Source organism: Pseudomonas sp. (genome assembly GCF_030147005.1).
GTDB lineage: Bacteria > Pseudomonadota > Gammaproteobacteria > Pseudomonadales > Pseudomonadaceae > Aquipseudomonas.
Genome location: NZ_JASLAW010000092.1, coordinates 1 through 13,986, shown reverse-complemented (window position 1 = coordinate 13,986; position 13,986 = coordinate 1). Strand labels below are relative to the sequence as shown.

Sequence of the window (13,986 nt, the reverse complement as noted above, 5' to 3'; positions counted from 1 at the left end):
GACAGAACAGGATATGGCCCTTGGTGCACCAATGGTCGGCCAGGTAACCGGCCGTGTATTCCACCATCCGTACCCGAATGCTGCCCAAATGCTGCGTGCGCCAATAGGCGGTTCCGGTAATGCCTTTGTGTTCGGTAGGCTCGATGGTGGACCAGTCGGTGGTGCCGAAGGGGATGCCGGTGATATCCATGTCGACTCGCATGCGGGAGGAGGGGAGCGGACGAATGTAGCTGAGTCGATAGCGCACAGGAAGAAATCCCTGCCAATAAAAAACCCCGATCAATTTCTTGATCGGGGTTTTCGGTATTTGGTGCCCAGAGACGGAATCGAACCGCCGACACGGGGATTTTCAATCCCCTGCTCTACCGACTGAGCTATCTGGGCAACGGGGCGCATTAAACGGGTTTTTCAGGGGGTCGTCAAGCAAGTTTTCAAAAAATATTTAATTATTACCGTCGCTTACGTGCCGACCCCGGTTTTTGATCAATTATTGAGCAGGTGGGACGTAACCTTCGGCCTGGGCGTATTCCTCGCCGGAAAAGAACTTGTCCATTTCGCCCTGCAGGTATTTGCGGTCTTCGGCGTTCATCATGTTCAGGCGTTTTTCGTTGATGAGCAGGGTCTGGTGTTTTTGCCAGTTGGCCCAGGCTTCAGCGGAGACGTTATCGTAGATGTCCTGGCCTTTGGCACCCGGAAAAGGGGCGCGTTCGAGGGCGGGCAGTTCTTTGTGATACTTGCGGCACGTGATGGTGCGGGTCATGACGACTCTCCTGCGTTCAATACTTCAGCCGCGCGCTTCAGCAGTTTCTTTACCGGGGCGGCAAGACCCAGGCGCGGCGGGGTGGCGAGGTTATACCAGAGCCAGTCGGCCTCGGCCACGTGATGGGCGCTTTCCTCGACCTGGACCAGCCAGGGTTCGATGGCCAGCTGGAAGTGGCTGAAGGTATGGATCAGCCCTGGCAGTTCCTGGTGTTTGCCCAGTGCCAGCGCGTGCTGGTTGGCCAGATGATCCAGGTCTTCCAGGTCGTCCAGCTCCGGCAGGCTCCACAAACCGCCCCACAGGCCAGTGGAGGGGCGACGATAAAGCAGAATCGCGCCCTCGGCATTGGCCAGCATGGGCATCAGCGTGCGTTTCTGTGGGATAGCCTTGCGTGGCTTGGGGATCGGGTAGCGCGTCTCCAGGCCCAGCATATGGGCTTCGCAGCCTTTTTCCAGTGGGCACAGCAGGCAACTGGGCTTGCTGCGGGTGCAAAGGGTGGCGCCCATGTCCATCATCGCCTGGGTGTACGCATTGACGCGATCATGGGGCGTGAGGCGCTCTGCCGTGGCCCACAGCTGCTTGGCGACCTTTGGTTCGCCCGGGTAGCCCTCTTGCGCGGTAAAGCGTGCCAGCACGCGCTTCACGTTGCCGTCGAGGATGGGCGCGCGCAGGCCCATGCTCAGGCTGGCAATGGCCCCGGCGGTGGACAGGCCGATGCCGGGCAGTTCGGTGAGCTTTTCGACGTCCCTTGGAAACTCGCCGCCGTATTCGGCTACCACGATCTTTGCGGTCTTTTGCAGATTGCGCGCCCGAGTGTAGTAACCCAGGCCGGTCCACAGGTGCAGCACTTCGTCTTCCGGCGCGGCGGCCAGCGCCTGGACTGTCGGCAAGGACGCCATGAACCGGTCGAAGTAATTGAGCACAGTGCTGACCTGAGTCTGTTGCAGCATGATCTCCGACACCCACACCCGATAAGGCGTAATACCTTGTTGCCAGGGCAGGTCGTGGCGACCGTGGCGGTCGTACCAGTCGAGTACCGCCTCTGAAAACTGCTCATTTCTCATCGGTTGAACAAGCCTTTCAATGCGTCTTTGAGCTTTGGATTCACTTTGTCGAGTTTCTCTTCGAGCTTCTCGTTAAGGCGATTGCCGGCCGCTTTGATGGCGACTTGGCCAAGGCCGTCCTTGTCCAGGCGGCAGGCCTTGGCGCCCAGCTCAAGCGGGCCACGGCAACGCAACGGCACTTCGATGCCCTGGAAGTTGGCGCCGACCTGGCAGGCCGGGTCCGGAACGTCGCGCTGGTCGCCTTCAACGATGATGCCCACCCGGTAGTCCATGCCCAGTACGCGCAGGTCGACATCACCGTTGCCATTGAGCGTCAGCCCAGGAATGCGCACCTTCAGGTCAGGGTTGCTGGCCACGCCGTTGCGCAACGTCAAGTTGCCGCGCAGTTCCTGGAAGGGGGTGTCCTTGCCTTGTGGCGTGGTGCTCAGGGTTTTGCGGTTGAGCAGGGCAATACCGGTACACAGTTGTTGCTCGATGTTGGCATTGAGCAATACGCCGTTGTTGATGACGATGCTGGAGGTGCCGTTGAGGCTGTCGATCAGAGCTTTCTGGCTGTTACCTCGGCCACTTAGATTGCTGTCGAGGGTAATCAGGCCTTTGACCGGAGGGTTTTTTCCCTGGGCCTGAAGGATCTTTTCTATGGGTACTTGCTTGATATGGGTTTGCAGCGCCAAGAGCGGGATGTCCTGGCGCACGTCGAGGGTGCCGTTGGCCTGGAACGTGCCGTTGTAGAGGCCACCGCTCAGGGCGTCGAGCGTGAGCTGGCCATCGATTCCTGAGGCTTTCAGTACCGCGTTCTGTATCGGCAACTGGCTCAGGGTGAGTTGGCCGAACGCGAGGTCCGCGTTGATATCCAGGCTGCGCAGGCGCGTCAGCGGCAGCAGTTTGTCGCTGCTCCAGGCGGCTTTGGTCGGGGCTTCCGGCAGCGGTGTGGTACCGCCGGCAGCCATCGCACCGGCCTCGCTGCTCTGCACTTCGGCCTGGCGGGCGGCCGCCGTGCCTTTGGCGGTCTCGGATTTGGCCGGCAGGTAATTGTCGGCGTTGAAGGTATCGCCCTTGAGCTGCACGCGCATGGACTGCTTGGCGAAATCATCGACGGCCACACGCCCGGTGAAGGTGCTGCCATCGAGTTTCAGGTTCAGGTCCTCCAGCGCAACATTGGTCGGCGTGCCTTTAAGGCGGCTGACCAGTTCGACTTTGCTCAGGCTGCCCGGTGCCATGGCCGGCAGAGGGTGGCCGACGCTCTCAAGAAACTTGGCCAGGTCAAACTGGGCGACCGACATTGCGCCGCTGATCTGCGCACTGTTGCTCAGATCAGTGACCCTGAGTTCGCCCAGAGCACGCAGTTGGTTGGCCGAGAGTTTCAGGTTGGTCCATTCGGCGATGTTGGCCGCCTGGTCCACCAGCAATTGGCCTTGGGTGGAGAAGGTCAGCGTTTTGCCTTGCAAGGGTTCGCCAGTGGCCTCGCCACTCAGGCGCATGTCTTCGAACTGGTAGCGTTTGAGGGCGCGCTGAATGCGCAAGTTACCGTTCAGCTCGGTCTTGAGCCGCATTACCGGCTGGTTGCTGCCGAGGAATGCGGTGAGTTTCAGCGGAATGCTGGCGCCTTCGTGGATGGCGCCGGCGCTCAGCTGAATGCTTTCGGCGCTGAATTGCTTGCCGGTCTGTTCATCGTTGTATTCAACGCGGGCGTTGTTGATGGTCAGGCTGTCGATGTCCAGGCGGATCGGCTGCGGCGGTTTTTCCGGCTTGGCTTGCACCACCGGTTCGACCGGCGCGGGGGCGGGCGTGTCCGAGGCTTCGTCGGGCAGGTTCTTGCCGATGTCTTCCCAGTTGCCATGGCCGTTCTTGTCGCGGTTGAGGCGCAGGTTCAGGCCTTCGACCCGCACATCGCTCATCTGCACTTCGCGGCGCAGCAGCGGCAGCACGCGTACCGACAGGCCGAGCATCTGCAGGTCGGCGAACGGTTGGGTCGGGTTGGTCAGGGTCGCCACACCGGCTTCGTGCAGCTCCAGGCCCAGCCAGGGGAACAGGCTCCAGCCGATGTCGCCATTGAGCGTCAGCTCGATGTGGGCCTTGTCGCGGGCAATCTGGCGAATTTCTTCTTTGTAGTCGTTGGGATCGAAGAGGTGGGTCAGGGCAAAGCCGAGAGCCACAATGATCAGCAACAGCCCGAGAAATACCAGACCCAGGATTTTGCCGAACGCTTTCATGGGCGAGTCCTTGTATGTCGATTTCAAAATTTAGCCGCAGAGTATAACGCCCGGCGGCCTGCATCAGTTCGCGGATGGTTACATTGTATCTACGACCGGCGAAACAGGATGTTGGCGTCAAATAAAACAGCTGCACTGAAAAAAGTGATGTCAATTTGGTTTTTCTCGCGTGCACAGGTGCTAATCTTTGCGCGTTCGTCCGCCTTCTGCGACGTATCGTCGCGCCAAAATGGAGTTTCACTCAAAAAAACGGCCACGCGTTGCGTGCAAGGTCGAGGGGGAAGAGCGCCTGACGGACGCATACCAATAACTGGGGGAAACACCAATGAGCACTAGCACTGCGGCCGGTATCAACGCCGCGCAGCCTGCGTTCCTGTCCAAGGAACGCATTATCGCCAAGCCAGGCTTCAACCGCTGGCTGGTTCCACCGGCCGCCCTGGCCATCCACTTGTGCATCGGCATGGCCTACGGCTTCTCGGTGTTCTGGCTGCCGTTGTCCAAGGCGCTGGGTGTCACCGCTCCGGTCGCTTGCGCGCCGGACATGAGCTTCATCACCCAAGTCTTTTCGTCCCAGTGCGACTGGCCCATTTCCATGCTGGGCTGGATTTACACCCTGTTCTTCATCTTCCTGGGTTGCTCGGCAGCGATCTGGGGCGGCTGGCTGGAACATGCCGGACCACGCAAGGCCGGTGTCGTATCGGCGCTGTGCTGGTGTGGTGGCCTGCTGATCTCGGCGCTGGGTATCTATACCCACCAGATCTGGTTGATGTGGATCGGCTCCGGGGTCATTGGCGGTATCGGCCTGGGCCTGGGTTATATCTCGCCGGTCTCGACCCTGATCAAGTGGTTCCCGGACAAGCGCGGCATGGCCACCGGCATGGCGATCATGGGCTTCGGCGGCGGCGCGATGGTAGGTGCACCTCTGGCCGCGGCGCTGATGGGCCACTTCGCTTCGCCGACCAGCGTGGGCGTATGGCAGAGCTTCCTGGTAATGGCTGCGATCTACTTCGTGTTCATGATCGGCGGCGCATTGTCCTATCGCGTTCCGCCGACCGGCTGGAAGCCTGAGGGCTGGACCGCTCCGGCGAAAAAAGCCAGCAACGCGATGATCACTCACCGTCATGTGCATGTGAACGTAGCGTGGAAAACCCCGCAGTTCCGTCTGGTATGGCTGGTGCTGTGCCTGAACGTGTCGGCCGGTATCGGCATCCTCGGCATGGCTTCGCCGCTGTTGCAGGAAGTGTTCGGCGGCAAGTTGCTGGGGCTGGATGTACCGTTTGGTCAACTGGATGCCGGGCAACTCGCATCGATCGCCGCCATCGCGGCAGGCTTCACCGGCCTGTTGAGCCTGTTCAACATCGGTGGCCGGTTCTTTTGGGCGTCGTTCTCCGACTACCTGGGTCGTAAAAACACCTACTTCGTGTTCTTCGCCCTGGGCTTTGCCTTGTACGCGCTGATCCCGAACCTGGGTCACCTGGGCAACGTGGCGCTGTTCGTGGCGGCGTTCTGCATCATCCTGTCGATGTACGGCGGTGGTTTTGCGACGGTCCCGGCCTACCTGGCCGACTTGTTCGGTACGCAAATGGTCGGCGCGATCCATGGTCGCCTGCTGACGGCATGGGCTGCGGCCGGCGTGCTGGGCCCTGTGTTGGTGAACTACCTGCGTGAATATCAGCTGAGCATCGGCGTTGAGCGCGCGGCGGCCTATGACATCACCTTGTACATCCTCGCAGGCCTGCTGGTACTGGGCTTTATCTGCAACCTGCTGGTGCGTCCGGTGGCCGACAAGTACTTCATGACCGACGCCGAACTTGCCGCCGAGCAGGCGCTGGGCCATGACAAAGGTGCTGACGCCAGCACCGTGCTGGAGTGGAAAGCCTCCGCCGGCAGCAAGCCATTGGCGATTGCCGCCTGGCTGGTGGTGGGTATTCCGTTGGCGTGGGGTGTGTGGGTGACCCTGCAGAAGACGGCGGTGTTGTTCCACTAAGCATTGCAACACGCTTGTGGGCCCGGTTCCTGGAGCCGGGCTTGCTGGTGAGGGAGCTTGCTCGCGCTGGGTCGTGCGGCGGCCCCAATCGATTCACCGCGCAGTTTCAGAAAGCATGCGGTGACAGGTTTGGGGCCGCTGCGCAGCCCAGCGCGAGCAAGCGCCCTCGCCACAACACGAAAGCCCCGCAGTTGTACGCACATGTCTATCCCCGACACTCCATCAGTCTTATCCCCTCCGATGTTTCTGTTTAGCGCCCGCGCCCCTATAATGGCTGCCTTTTTCGCCCAATGATTTTGCGGAGCTGGTGATGGTCGAACGTATGGCGTCCGTCGAGCGCGACACTCTGGAAACCCAGATCAAAGCCTCGATCAACCTGGATGGCACCGGAAAGGCCCGATTCGATATCGGTGTACCTTTTCTTGAGCACATGCTGGACCAGATCGCCCGTCACGGGCTGATCGACCTGGATATCGTCAGCAAGGGCGACCTGCATATCGACGACCACCACACGGTGGAAGACGTAGGCATCACCCTCGGCCAGGCATTTGCCAAGGCCATCGGCGACAAAAAAGGCATCCGTCGCTACGGCCACGCTTATGTCCCGCTGGACGAAGCGCTGTCGCGTGTAGTTATCGACTTCTCTGGCCGTCCAGGCTTGCAGATGCACGTGCCCTACACCCGCGCCACCGTGGGCGGCTTTGACGTCGACCTGTTCCAGGAATTCTTCCAGGGTTTCGTCAACCACGCACTTGTCAGCCTGCACATCGACAACTTGCGCGGCACCAACACCCACCACCAGATCGAAACCGTGTTCAAGGCCTTCGGCCGCGCGCTGCGCATGGCCGTGGAGCTGGATGACCGCATGGCCGGGCAAATGCCTTCGACCAAGGGTGTTCTGTAATGCAGACGGTCGCGGTTATCGATTACGGCATGGGTAACCTGCACTCGGTGGCCAAGGCCCTCGAACACGTAGGCGCCGGCAAGGTGCTGATCACCAGCGATGCCAACGTGATTCGCGAAGCCGACCGTGTGGTATTTCCAGGGGTTGGCGCGATTCGCGATTGCATGGCCGAAATTCGCCGCCTGGGCTTTGACAGCCTGGTGCGCGAAGTCAGTCAGGACCGTCCGTTCCTCGGCATCTGCGTGGGCATGCAAGCCTTGCTCGACAGCAGTGAAGAGAACGGCGGTGTCGACTGCATCGGTCTGTTTCCCGGCCAGGTGAAGTTCTTCGGCAAAGACCTGCATGAAGACGGCGAACACCTCAAGGTGCCGCACATGGGTTGGAACGAAGTGCGCCGCGCGGTGGATCACCCGCTGTGGCACGAGATTCCGGACATGGCGCGCTTCTACTTCGTGCACAGCTACTACATCGCCGCCGGTAACCCGCGCCAGGTGGTGGGGGGCGGGCACTACGGCGTCGACTTCGCCGCTGCGCTGGCCGACGGTTCGCGCTTTGCCGTGCAGTTTCACCCGGAGAAGAGCCATACCCATGGCCTGCAATTGCTGCAGAACTTCGCCGCGTGGGATGGTCGTTGGTAAATGGCCAAGAAGCCGAAGCCGCCGATCCTGAACCTCACGCCCGAACAGGAGCGTGCGGCTACCGACAAGATCCAGCGTTTCATGGAAGACCGCTTCGAGCTCAAGCTGGGCTCGTTCGAGGTGGCCGAGATTCTTGAGCTGTTCACCACCGAAGTGGCTCCGCACTATTACAACAGGGCGATTTTCGATACGCAGACGCTCCTTAAAGAAAGGTTCGAAAGCATCGAAAGCGACTTGTGGTCGCTTGAGAAACCCTGATTTCCCAAGCATTGCTGAATATCGAATAAGGTTTGCCAGATGCTGATTATCCCCGCTATCGATCTCAAGGACGGCGCCTGCGTACGTCTGCGCCAAGGCCGCATGGAAGATTCCACCGTGTTCTCCGATGACCCGGTGAGCATGGCTGCCAAATGGGTGGAAGGGGGCTGCCGTCGTCTGCATCTGGTGGACTTGAACGGCGCCTTCGAAGGCCAGCCGGTCAATGGCGAGGTGGTCACCGCGATCGCCAGGCGCTATCCCAACCTGCCGATCCAGATCGGCGGCGGCATTCGCTCCCTGGAAACCATTGAGCATTACGTGAAAGCCGGCGTGAGCTACGTGATCATCGGCACCAAAGCCGTGAAAGACCCGGCCTTCGTCGCCGAAGCTTGCCGCGCCTTCCCTGGCAAAGTGATCGTCGGCCTGGACGCCAAAGACGGCTTCGTCGCCACCGACGGCTGGGCTGAAATCAGCACCGTGCAAGTGATCGACCTGGCGAGGCAGTTCGAAGCCGACGGCGTCTGCGCCATCGTATACACCGACATCGCCAAAGACGGCATGATGCAGGGCTGCAACGTGCCGTTCACCGCGGCGCTGGCGGCAGCGACCAAGATTCCAGTGATCGCTTCCGGTGGTATTCACAATCTGGGTGACATCAAGTCGCTGCTCGATGCCAGGGCGCCTGGGATCATCGGCGCCATCACCGGCCGCGCAATCTATGAAGGCACCCTGGACGTCGCCGAAGCCCAGGCTTACTGCGATGCCTACAACGGCTGAGGACTGACCATGGCGCTGGCCAAACGCATCATCCCTTGCCTGGACGTCGACAACGGTCGCGTGGTCAAGGGCGTCAAGTTCGAGAACATCCGTGACGCCGGCGACCCGGTGGAAATCGCGCGTCGCTACGATGAGCAAGGTGCCGACGAAATCACCTTTCTCGATATCACCGCCAGCGTCGACGGGCGTGACACTACTTTGCATACCGTCGAGCGCATGGCCAGCCAGGTGTTTATTCCGCTGACCGTGGGCGGTGGCGTGCGCACCGTGCAAGACATCCGCAACCTGCTCAATGCCGGCGCGGACAAGGTCTCGATCAACACTGCCGCGGTGTTCAACCCCGAGTTCGTCGGTGAGGCCGCGCAGCACTTCGGCTCGCAATGCATCGTAGTCGCCATCGACGCCAAGAAGGTCTCCGGCCCAGGCGAAACCCCCCGCTGGGAGATCTTCACACATGGCGGGCGCAAACCTACCGGGCTGGACGCGGTGCAGTGGGCGATGAAAATGGAAGCCCTGGGCGCCGGTGAAATCCTGTTGACCAGCATGGACCAGGACGGCATGAAAAACGGCTTCGACCTGGGCGTGACGCGTGCCATCAGCGACGCGCTGGGCATTCCGGTGATCGCCTCCGGCGGTGTCGGCAACCTGCAGCATTTGGCCGATGGCGTCATCGAAGGGCATGCCAGCGCGGTACTGGCGGCGAGTATTTTCCACTTCGGCGAATACACCGTCCCCGAAGCGAAGGCCTACATGGCAGCGCGCGGTATCGTCGTTCGCTAAACGTGCTGGACACCATGGCAGGCTCGCGGCACTCTCTGCGCTTGCCATGGATTCCGGTAGCCTTCATGTTCAAACACCTGCTGCTCGCCCTCGCCAGTTCCTCCATGCTCATGGTGGGTACGGCACGCGCCGAAGAATCGTCTGACGCCTCCCTGGTGTTGCTGACGGAAAATTTCCCGCCGTTCAACATGGCGAAAAACGGCAAGAACTTCGCCAAAGACGAGAACATCGAAGGCATCGCCGTGGACATCGTGCGTGAAACCTTCAAGCGCGCCGGCATTTCCTACAACCTCACGTTGCGTTTTCCTTGGGAGCGAATCTACAAACTCGCCCTGGAAAAGCCTGGCTATGGCGTGTTCGTCATGGCGCGCTTGCCGGACCGTGAAGCGCTGTTCAAATGGGTAGGCCCTATCGGCCCGGACGACTGGGTGCTGTTGGCCAAGGCAGACAGCACGATCCAGCTCGACGGCCTCGAACACGCACATCGCTACAGGATCGGCGCCTACAAGGGCGATGCGATTGCCGAGACGTTGGAGAAACAGGGACTCAACCCGGTGGTCGTTCTGCGCGACCAGGACAACGCGCAGAAGCTCATGAACGGCCAGATCGACCTGTGGGCCACCGGCGATCCCGCTGGGCGATACCTGGCGCGACAGGTGGGGGTGACCGGGCTCAAGACGGTGTTGCGGTTCAACAGTGCGCAGCTCTACCTGGCGTTGAATAAAGATGTGCCGGACGAGGTGGTTGCCAAGCTTCAGGCTGCGCTGGATGAGCTGCGCAAGAGCGGTCGCGTAGACCAGATCATGGCGCAATATCTGTAGGCGAGTCGTTGTGGCGAGGGAGCTTGCTCCCGCTGGACCGGGCAGGCGCTACGATGCGCTGCCACGATTTTGGGCCGCTACGCAGCCCAGCGGGAGCAAGCTCCCTCGCCACATTTAATTACAGCACTGAGGTGTCAGCGGTAAATGCCGTTTTTGCCGTGCCCGGCCATGGCCCGATTACTGCGCAAGCTGATCATCAGCTTGATATCGATCCATTCCACGCCCTGCGCCTTGAGCTTGGGCAATTCGCGCTCAAGTACCGCCAGCGTTTGTGGATAAGGGTGCCCGATCATCACCGCCGAACCCTGCTTGTGCGCCAGCTTGATCGCGGTTTGCAGTTGGGCGGTGATGGCCGCTTCGGTGCGTTCGTCATCCAGGAAAACATCCCGCGAGACATGGGCGAGCCCAATCTTCTGCGCCTCGGCCGCAGCGACCGTTTGTGCGCTGGTGCGGCTGTCTACAAAGAACTTGTGGCGCCGTTGCAGCTCGCCCATCAACCACGCCATCGCTGCCGGCTGTGCTGTCATGCGGCTGCCCATATGGTTGTTGATGCCGGCAGTGTAAGGCACGGCCTCGAACGCGGCGTCCAGGCGCTTGCCCAGCTCTTCGATGGAGAGTTCCGGATGCCAGGCAAACGGACCGGTGGCGGGGTCCATGGGCATGTGCAGGATGACGATCTTGCCGGCCTTGTGGGCCTCGCGGGCGAATTCGGCGGCGTGGGGTGTGTCGGGCATGATCGCGGTGGTGACCGGCCCAGGCAGGGCCAGCACGCGACGATCCCTGGGCAGGTTTTGCCCGAGGTCGTCGATGATCAGGGTGAGGTAGGCTTTGTGCGGCTCGCCGGCCGGCGTCGCTTGCGCGAAACCGGCCAGGCTGCACAGCACAGCGATAATCAGCGCAACACGCATATCAACGGCTGCGCGTAATGCTCAGGCCCTTGAGCAGGCTCAGCGCCTGGGCCAACTGATAATCGTCGTCCTGCGGCATCGGCTTGGCTTTGGCGCCGCTGCCGGTCGGCTGGTCGGCACCGCCGTTGCCGTTGCCCAGGTGGCCTTGCAGATCGGCCTCCTTGTAGTACTCGCTGTCGATTTCGTTGGTGATCTTCGCCTTGCGCACTTCGATATCCGGCACGATGCCCTGGGCCTGGATCGAACGCCCATTAGGCGTGTAGTAAAGCGCCGTGGTGATCTTCAGCGCACGCTCGTTATTGAGCGGCAACACGGTTTGCACCGAGCCTTTACCGAAGGTCGTGGTGCCCATCAGCACGCCACGCTTCTGATCCTGCAGGGCGCCGGCGACGATCTCCGACGCCGAGGCGCTGCCGCCGTTGATCAGCACCGCCAGTGGCACGTTCTCGCTGAGGTCGTTGCCGGTGGCCGAGAAGCGCAGCTCGGAGTTGGCGATACGGCCTTTGGTGTAAACGATCAGGCCCTTGGTGATGAAGTGGTCGACCACTTCCACCGCCGACTGCAACACGCCGCCTGGGTTGTTACGCAGGTCGAGCACGATGCCGTTGAGCTTCTTGCCGTTGTCTTTGCGCAGCTTGGCCAGAGCCTTGGCCACTTCGTCGCCGGTCTTGACCTGGAACTGGGTGATGCGGATGTAACCGTAGCCCGACTCCAGCAATTGGCTCTTCACGCTCTTAACCGTGATGGTCGCGCGGGCCAGGGTCACGTCAAACGGGTTGCCGCCGTCGCGCACCAGGGTCAGGGTGATTTTCTGGCCCAGCTTGCCGCGCATCTTGTCGACGGCTTCGGTCATGGACTGGCCGCGCGTCGGCTGGCCGTTGATCTTGACGATCAGGTCGCCGGCCTGGATGCCGGCCTTGGACGCCGGGGTATCGTCGATGGGCGAGACCACTTTGATCTGGCCGTCTTCGGAGCCCACTTCGATGCCCAGGCCGCCAAACTCACCGCTGGTGCTTTCCTGCAATTCGGCGAAGTCTTCCGGGCCCAGGTAGGCCGAATGCGGGTCGAGGTTGCTGAGCATGCCCTTGATGGCATTTTCCAGCAGGGTCTTGTCGTCTACGGGTTCGACATAGGCTGCCTTGATCCGGTCCATGACCTCGGCAAAGGTGCGCAACTCGTCCAGCGGCAACGGTGCCTTGGTGGTCGCGGCCATGGCGGCGGGCGCAGCTGGTGCGGCCTGGTCGGCGAAAGCCAGAGGCGCGCCGATCACCAGGGCGATCGTCAGGGCCAGCGAAGTGAGGCGGGACAAATGCAGCATGTCGAACGAACTCCTAATGTAGATGCGACCCTATCCTTGGGATCGGCACCATTGTGCAGGGTCGCTCGGGCGGCCCTGCTGACGAATAGCGAAGTACAGCGCCGGGGTGTCCTGGCCACCACTGTTACCGACAGTGGAGATGGATTCACCGGCTTTTACAACATCACCTGCCGATTTGAGTAACGTTTGATTGTGGCCGTAAAGGCTCAAATAGCCATTACCGTGGTCAAGAATTACCAGCAAACCGGCCCCGCGCAGCCAATCGGCAAACACCACGCGCCCGCCGTGAACGGCGTGCACCTGGCTGCCCGCGGAGGCGCTGATCATCACGCCATCCCATTTGGCGCGGGTGTCGTCGCCACGGGTTTCCCCAAAGCGTGCCAACAGTCGACCATCAACCGGCCATGGAAGTTTTCCGCGAGCCGATGCAAAAGCCCCGCCGAACGACTCGCCACTGCTGGAAACCAGCGGGCCCGGCGTTGCATGCGCCGGCTTGCGTGGGGCCGGCGCATCGCTGGTAGCCGCCAGTTCGGCTTCACGCTGGCGCTTTTTTTCGGCTTCCTGCTGGGCGATCAGCGCTTTTTGTCGCGCTTCTTCGGCCTCGCGTGCCTGGCGAGCCAGGGTTTCTTCGATGGTTTTGAGTACTTTGGCCAGGTCGGCCTGGTCTTGCTCGCGGGCTTGCAGCTTGGCGTCGCGGGCCTTTACGTCATCGTTGAGCTTGGCCAGCGCTTGCTGGCGTTCCTTGCGGACCTTATCGAGTTCGTTGCGCTGGGTGTCGAGCGCGGTTTTCTGGTCGAGCAGCTGTGCCTGCTGATCATTGATCTCCTGCTCGACATTGGCCAGCTGGCGCAGCGTTTCGTTGAAGCCCTTCAATTGCGCCAGGCGCGCCTGGCTCAGGTAATCGTAATAGGTCAGGGTGCGGGCAAATTTTTCCGGGTTCTGCTGGTTGAGCAGCAGCTTGAGGTATTCCTGGCGGCCGCTCTGGTAAGCGGCGCGGGCCTGGATCGCGATCAGGCGTTGCTGTTCAACGCGTGCGCTCTGGAGTTTTTTTTTCTCAGCGTCGAGTCGCTCCAGTTCCGACTCGCTCTTCTTTAGTTCTTTTTGCAGCTCCTGGACTTGCTTCTCCAGCTTGCCCATTTCGGTTTCCGTGCCGCGCAGGTCTTTCTGCACTCCGGATTTCTCTTCCTGGAGCTTGCCGAGCAGTTTTTTCAGCTCGGTAATGTCCTGACGCGTAGCGTCCAACTGTTGTTGGGTTTGTGCGCGCTCGTCGGCAAAGGCCGGTTGGAGCAGGCAGACAAGAGCGAGGGTAATCAAGGCGCGAAGCATAGAGGCGGGCGACACCAGGGGAAAGGGACGGCCTAGTATGCCCGCCAAGCGCTGCAAAAAAAACGCCCAATTAGGGCTGGCGGGCAAGATAGGTGCCGAGTGGCGGTGGTATGGCAAATAGCTATCTTGGAAGCACTACAAAACCTATGTGGGAGCGGGCTTGCTCGCGAATGCCATCGGCACTGTGTATCAACCAGAAGCCGGGCTGTGCGCCAGCCTGGTCAGCATCGGC

The 13,986-nt window shown here is 61.0% G+C and carries 14 protein-coding genes and 1 tRNA gene; 7 read left to right on the top strand and 8 right to left on the bottom strand.

All coding sequences use genetic code 11. The features are described from left to right. From Q1V60_RS08405 to Q1V60_RS08385, 5 genes are all read right to left on the bottom strand, one after another. Positions 1–190 (bottom strand): DHCW motif cupin fold protein (locus tag Q1V60_RS08405; RefSeq protein ID WP_300629195.1); only part of this gene is annotated, 190 nt, incomplete at its 3' end. A 118-nt stretch (positions 191–308) separates the two neighbouring features. Beyond that, positions 309–384, bottom strand: a tRNA-Phe gene (locus Q1V60_RS08400). Between the two features lie 103 nt (positions 385–487). Then, positions 488–760: an oxidative damage protection protein gene (locus Q1V60_RS08395; protein ID WP_300629193.1), complete on the bottom strand. Its 273-nt coding sequence runs from the start codon at positions 758–760 to the stop codon at positions 488–490. Beyond that, on the bottom strand, positions 757–1,824 hold the full coding sequence (gene mutY, locus Q1V60_RS08390; protein WP_300629191.1) for an A/G-specific adenine glycosylase: 1,068 nt from the start codon (positions 1,822–1,824) through the stop codon (positions 757–759). The genes Q1V60_RS08395 and mutY overlap by 4 nt, the downstream gene beginning before the upstream one ends. Continuing rightward, entirely contained in the window at positions 1,821–4,037 is a 2,217-nt protein-coding gene (locus tag Q1V60_RS08385; protein WP_300629188.1) for an AsmA family protein, read from the bottom strand. The genes mutY and Q1V60_RS08385 overlap by 4 nt, the downstream gene beginning before the upstream one ends. 325 nt (positions 4,038–4,362) lie before the next feature. On the opposite strand from Q1V60_RS08385, the gene Q1V60_RS08380 reads away from it, so the two are divergent. The 7 genes from Q1V60_RS08380 to Q1V60_RS08350 all read left to right on the top strand — a co-directional run bounded on the left by Q1V60_RS08380 (position 4,363) and on the right by Q1V60_RS08350 (position 10,202). After that, positions 4,363–6,024 carry an OFA family MFS transporter gene (locus Q1V60_RS08380; protein ID WP_300629187.1) on the top strand — a complete coding sequence of 554 codons (1,662 nt, stop codon included), beginning with the start codon at positions 4,363–4,365 and terminating at the stop codon, positions 6,022–6,024. 310 nt (positions 6,025–6,334) lie between these two features. Continuing rightward, positions 6,335–6,928 (top strand): imidazoleglycerol-phosphate dehydratase HisB, encoded by a 594-nt coding sequence (gene hisB / locus Q1V60_RS08375; protein ID WP_003237513.1) that lies wholly within the window; start codon positions 6,335–6,337, stop codon positions 6,926–6,928. After that, entirely contained in the window at positions 6,928–7,566 is a 639-nt protein-coding gene (hisH, locus tag Q1V60_RS08370) for an imidazole glycerol phosphate synthase subunit HisH (RefSeq protein WP_057724503.1), read from the top strand. Before hisB ends, hisH begins: the two co-directional genes overlap by 1 nt. After that, a complete protein-coding gene (locus tag Q1V60_RS08365; RefSeq protein ID WP_300629181.1) occupies positions 7,567–7,824 on the top strand; it encodes a DUF2164 domain-containing protein in 258 nt (85 codons plus the stop codon). Between the two features lie 39 nt (positions 7,825–7,863). Further along, on the top strand, positions 7,864–8,601 hold the full coding sequence (gene hisA / locus Q1V60_RS08360) for a 1-(5-phosphoribosyl)-5-[(5-phosphoribosylamino)methylideneamino]imidazole-4-carboxamide isomerase (RefSeq protein WP_300629179.1): 738 nt from the start codon (positions 7,864–7,866) through the stop codon (positions 8,599–8,601). A 9-nt stretch (positions 8,602–8,610) separates the two neighbouring features. Beyond that, positions 8,611–9,381, top strand: a complete 771-nt coding sequence (gene hisF / locus Q1V60_RS08355) for an imidazole glycerol phosphate synthase subunit HisF (protein ID WP_003218030.1) — start codon at positions 8,611–8,613, stop codon at positions 9,379–9,381. Positions 9,382–9,446: 65 nt separating this feature from the next. Then, on the top strand, positions 9,447–10,202 hold the full coding sequence (locus tag Q1V60_RS08350) for an ABC transporter substrate-binding protein (protein WP_300629175.1): 756 nt from the start codon (positions 9,447–9,449) through the stop codon (positions 10,200–10,202). A gap of 134 nt (positions 10,203–10,336) precedes the next feature. Here Q1V60_RS08350 and Q1V60_RS08345 read toward each other — a convergent pair whose 3' ends face one another. Genes Q1V60_RS08345 through Q1V60_RS08335 form a run of 3 tightly spaced genes read right to left on the bottom strand, consistent with a single transcriptional unit; the run spans position 10,337 to position 13,754 of the window. Further along, complete coding sequence (locus Q1V60_RS08345) at positions 10,337–11,110, bottom strand: divergent polysaccharide deacetylase family protein (RefSeq protein WP_300629174.1); 774 nt, start codon at positions 11,108–11,110, stop codon at positions 10,337–10,339. A gap of 1 nt (position 11,111) precedes the next feature. Further along, positions 11,112–12,428: a S41 family peptidase gene (locus tag Q1V60_RS08340; protein WP_057025456.1), complete on the bottom strand. Its 1,317-nt coding sequence runs from the start codon at positions 12,426–12,428 to the stop codon at positions 11,112–11,114. 30 nt (positions 12,429–12,458) lie between these two features. Continuing rightward, the gene (locus Q1V60_RS08335) at positions 12,459–13,754 is read right to left on the bottom strand and encodes a murein hydrolase activator EnvC (protein ID WP_300629172.1); all 1,296 of its coding nucleotides are present in this window, start codon (positions 13,752–13,754) and stop codon (positions 12,459–12,461) included. Positions 13,755–13,986: the final 232 nt, after the last annotated feature.

Coding starts and splice junctions, on each gene's coding strand:
- hisF (WP_003218030.1), top strand. CDS start 8,611: ATGGCGCTGGCCAAACGCATCATCCCTTGCCTGGACGTCGACAACGGT.
- Q1V60_RS08350 (WP_300629175.1), top strand. CDS start 9,447: ATGTTCAAACACCTGCTGCTCGCCCTCGCCAGTTCCTCCATGCTCATG.
- Q1V60_RS08380 (WP_300629187.1), top strand. CDS start 4,363: ATGAGCACTAGCACTGCGGCCGGTATCAACGCCGCGCAGCCTGCGTTC.
- hisA (WP_300629179.1), top strand. CDS start 7,864: ATGCTGATTATCCCCGCTATCGATCTCAAGGACGGCGCCTGCGTACGT.
- mutY (WP_300629191.1), bottom strand. CDS start 1,824: ATGAGAAATGAGCAGTTTTCAGAGGCGGTACTCGACTGGTACGACCGC.
- hisB (WP_003237513.1), top strand. CDS start 6,335: ATGGTCGAACGTATGGCGTCCGTCGAGCGCGACACTCTGGAAACCCAG.
- Q1V60_RS08365 (WP_300629181.1), top strand. CDS start 7,567: ATGGCCAAGAAGCCGAAGCCGCCGATCCTGAACCTCACGCCCGAACAG.
- Q1V60_RS08345 (WP_300629174.1), bottom strand. CDS start 11,110: ATGCGTGTTGCGCTGATTATCGCTGTGCTGTGCAGCCTGGCCGGTTTC.
- hisH (WP_057724503.1), top strand. CDS start 6,928: ATGCAGACGGTCGCGGTTATCGATTACGGCATGGGTAACCTGCACTCG.
- Q1V60_RS08340 (WP_057025456.1), bottom strand. CDS start 12,428: ATGCTGCATTTGTCCCGCCTCACTTCGCTGGCCCTGACGATCGCCCTG.
- Q1V60_RS08335 (WP_300629172.1), bottom strand. CDS start 13,754: ATGCTTCGCGCCTTGATTACCCTCGCTCTTGTCTGCCTGCTCCAACCG.
- Q1V60_RS08385 (WP_300629188.1), bottom strand. CDS start 4,037: ATGAAAGCGTTCGGCAAAATCCTGGGTCTGGTATTTCTCGGGCTGTTG.
- Q1V60_RS08395 (WP_300629193.1), bottom strand. CDS start 760: ATGACCCGCACCATCACGTGCCGCAAGTATCACAAAGAACTGCCCGCC.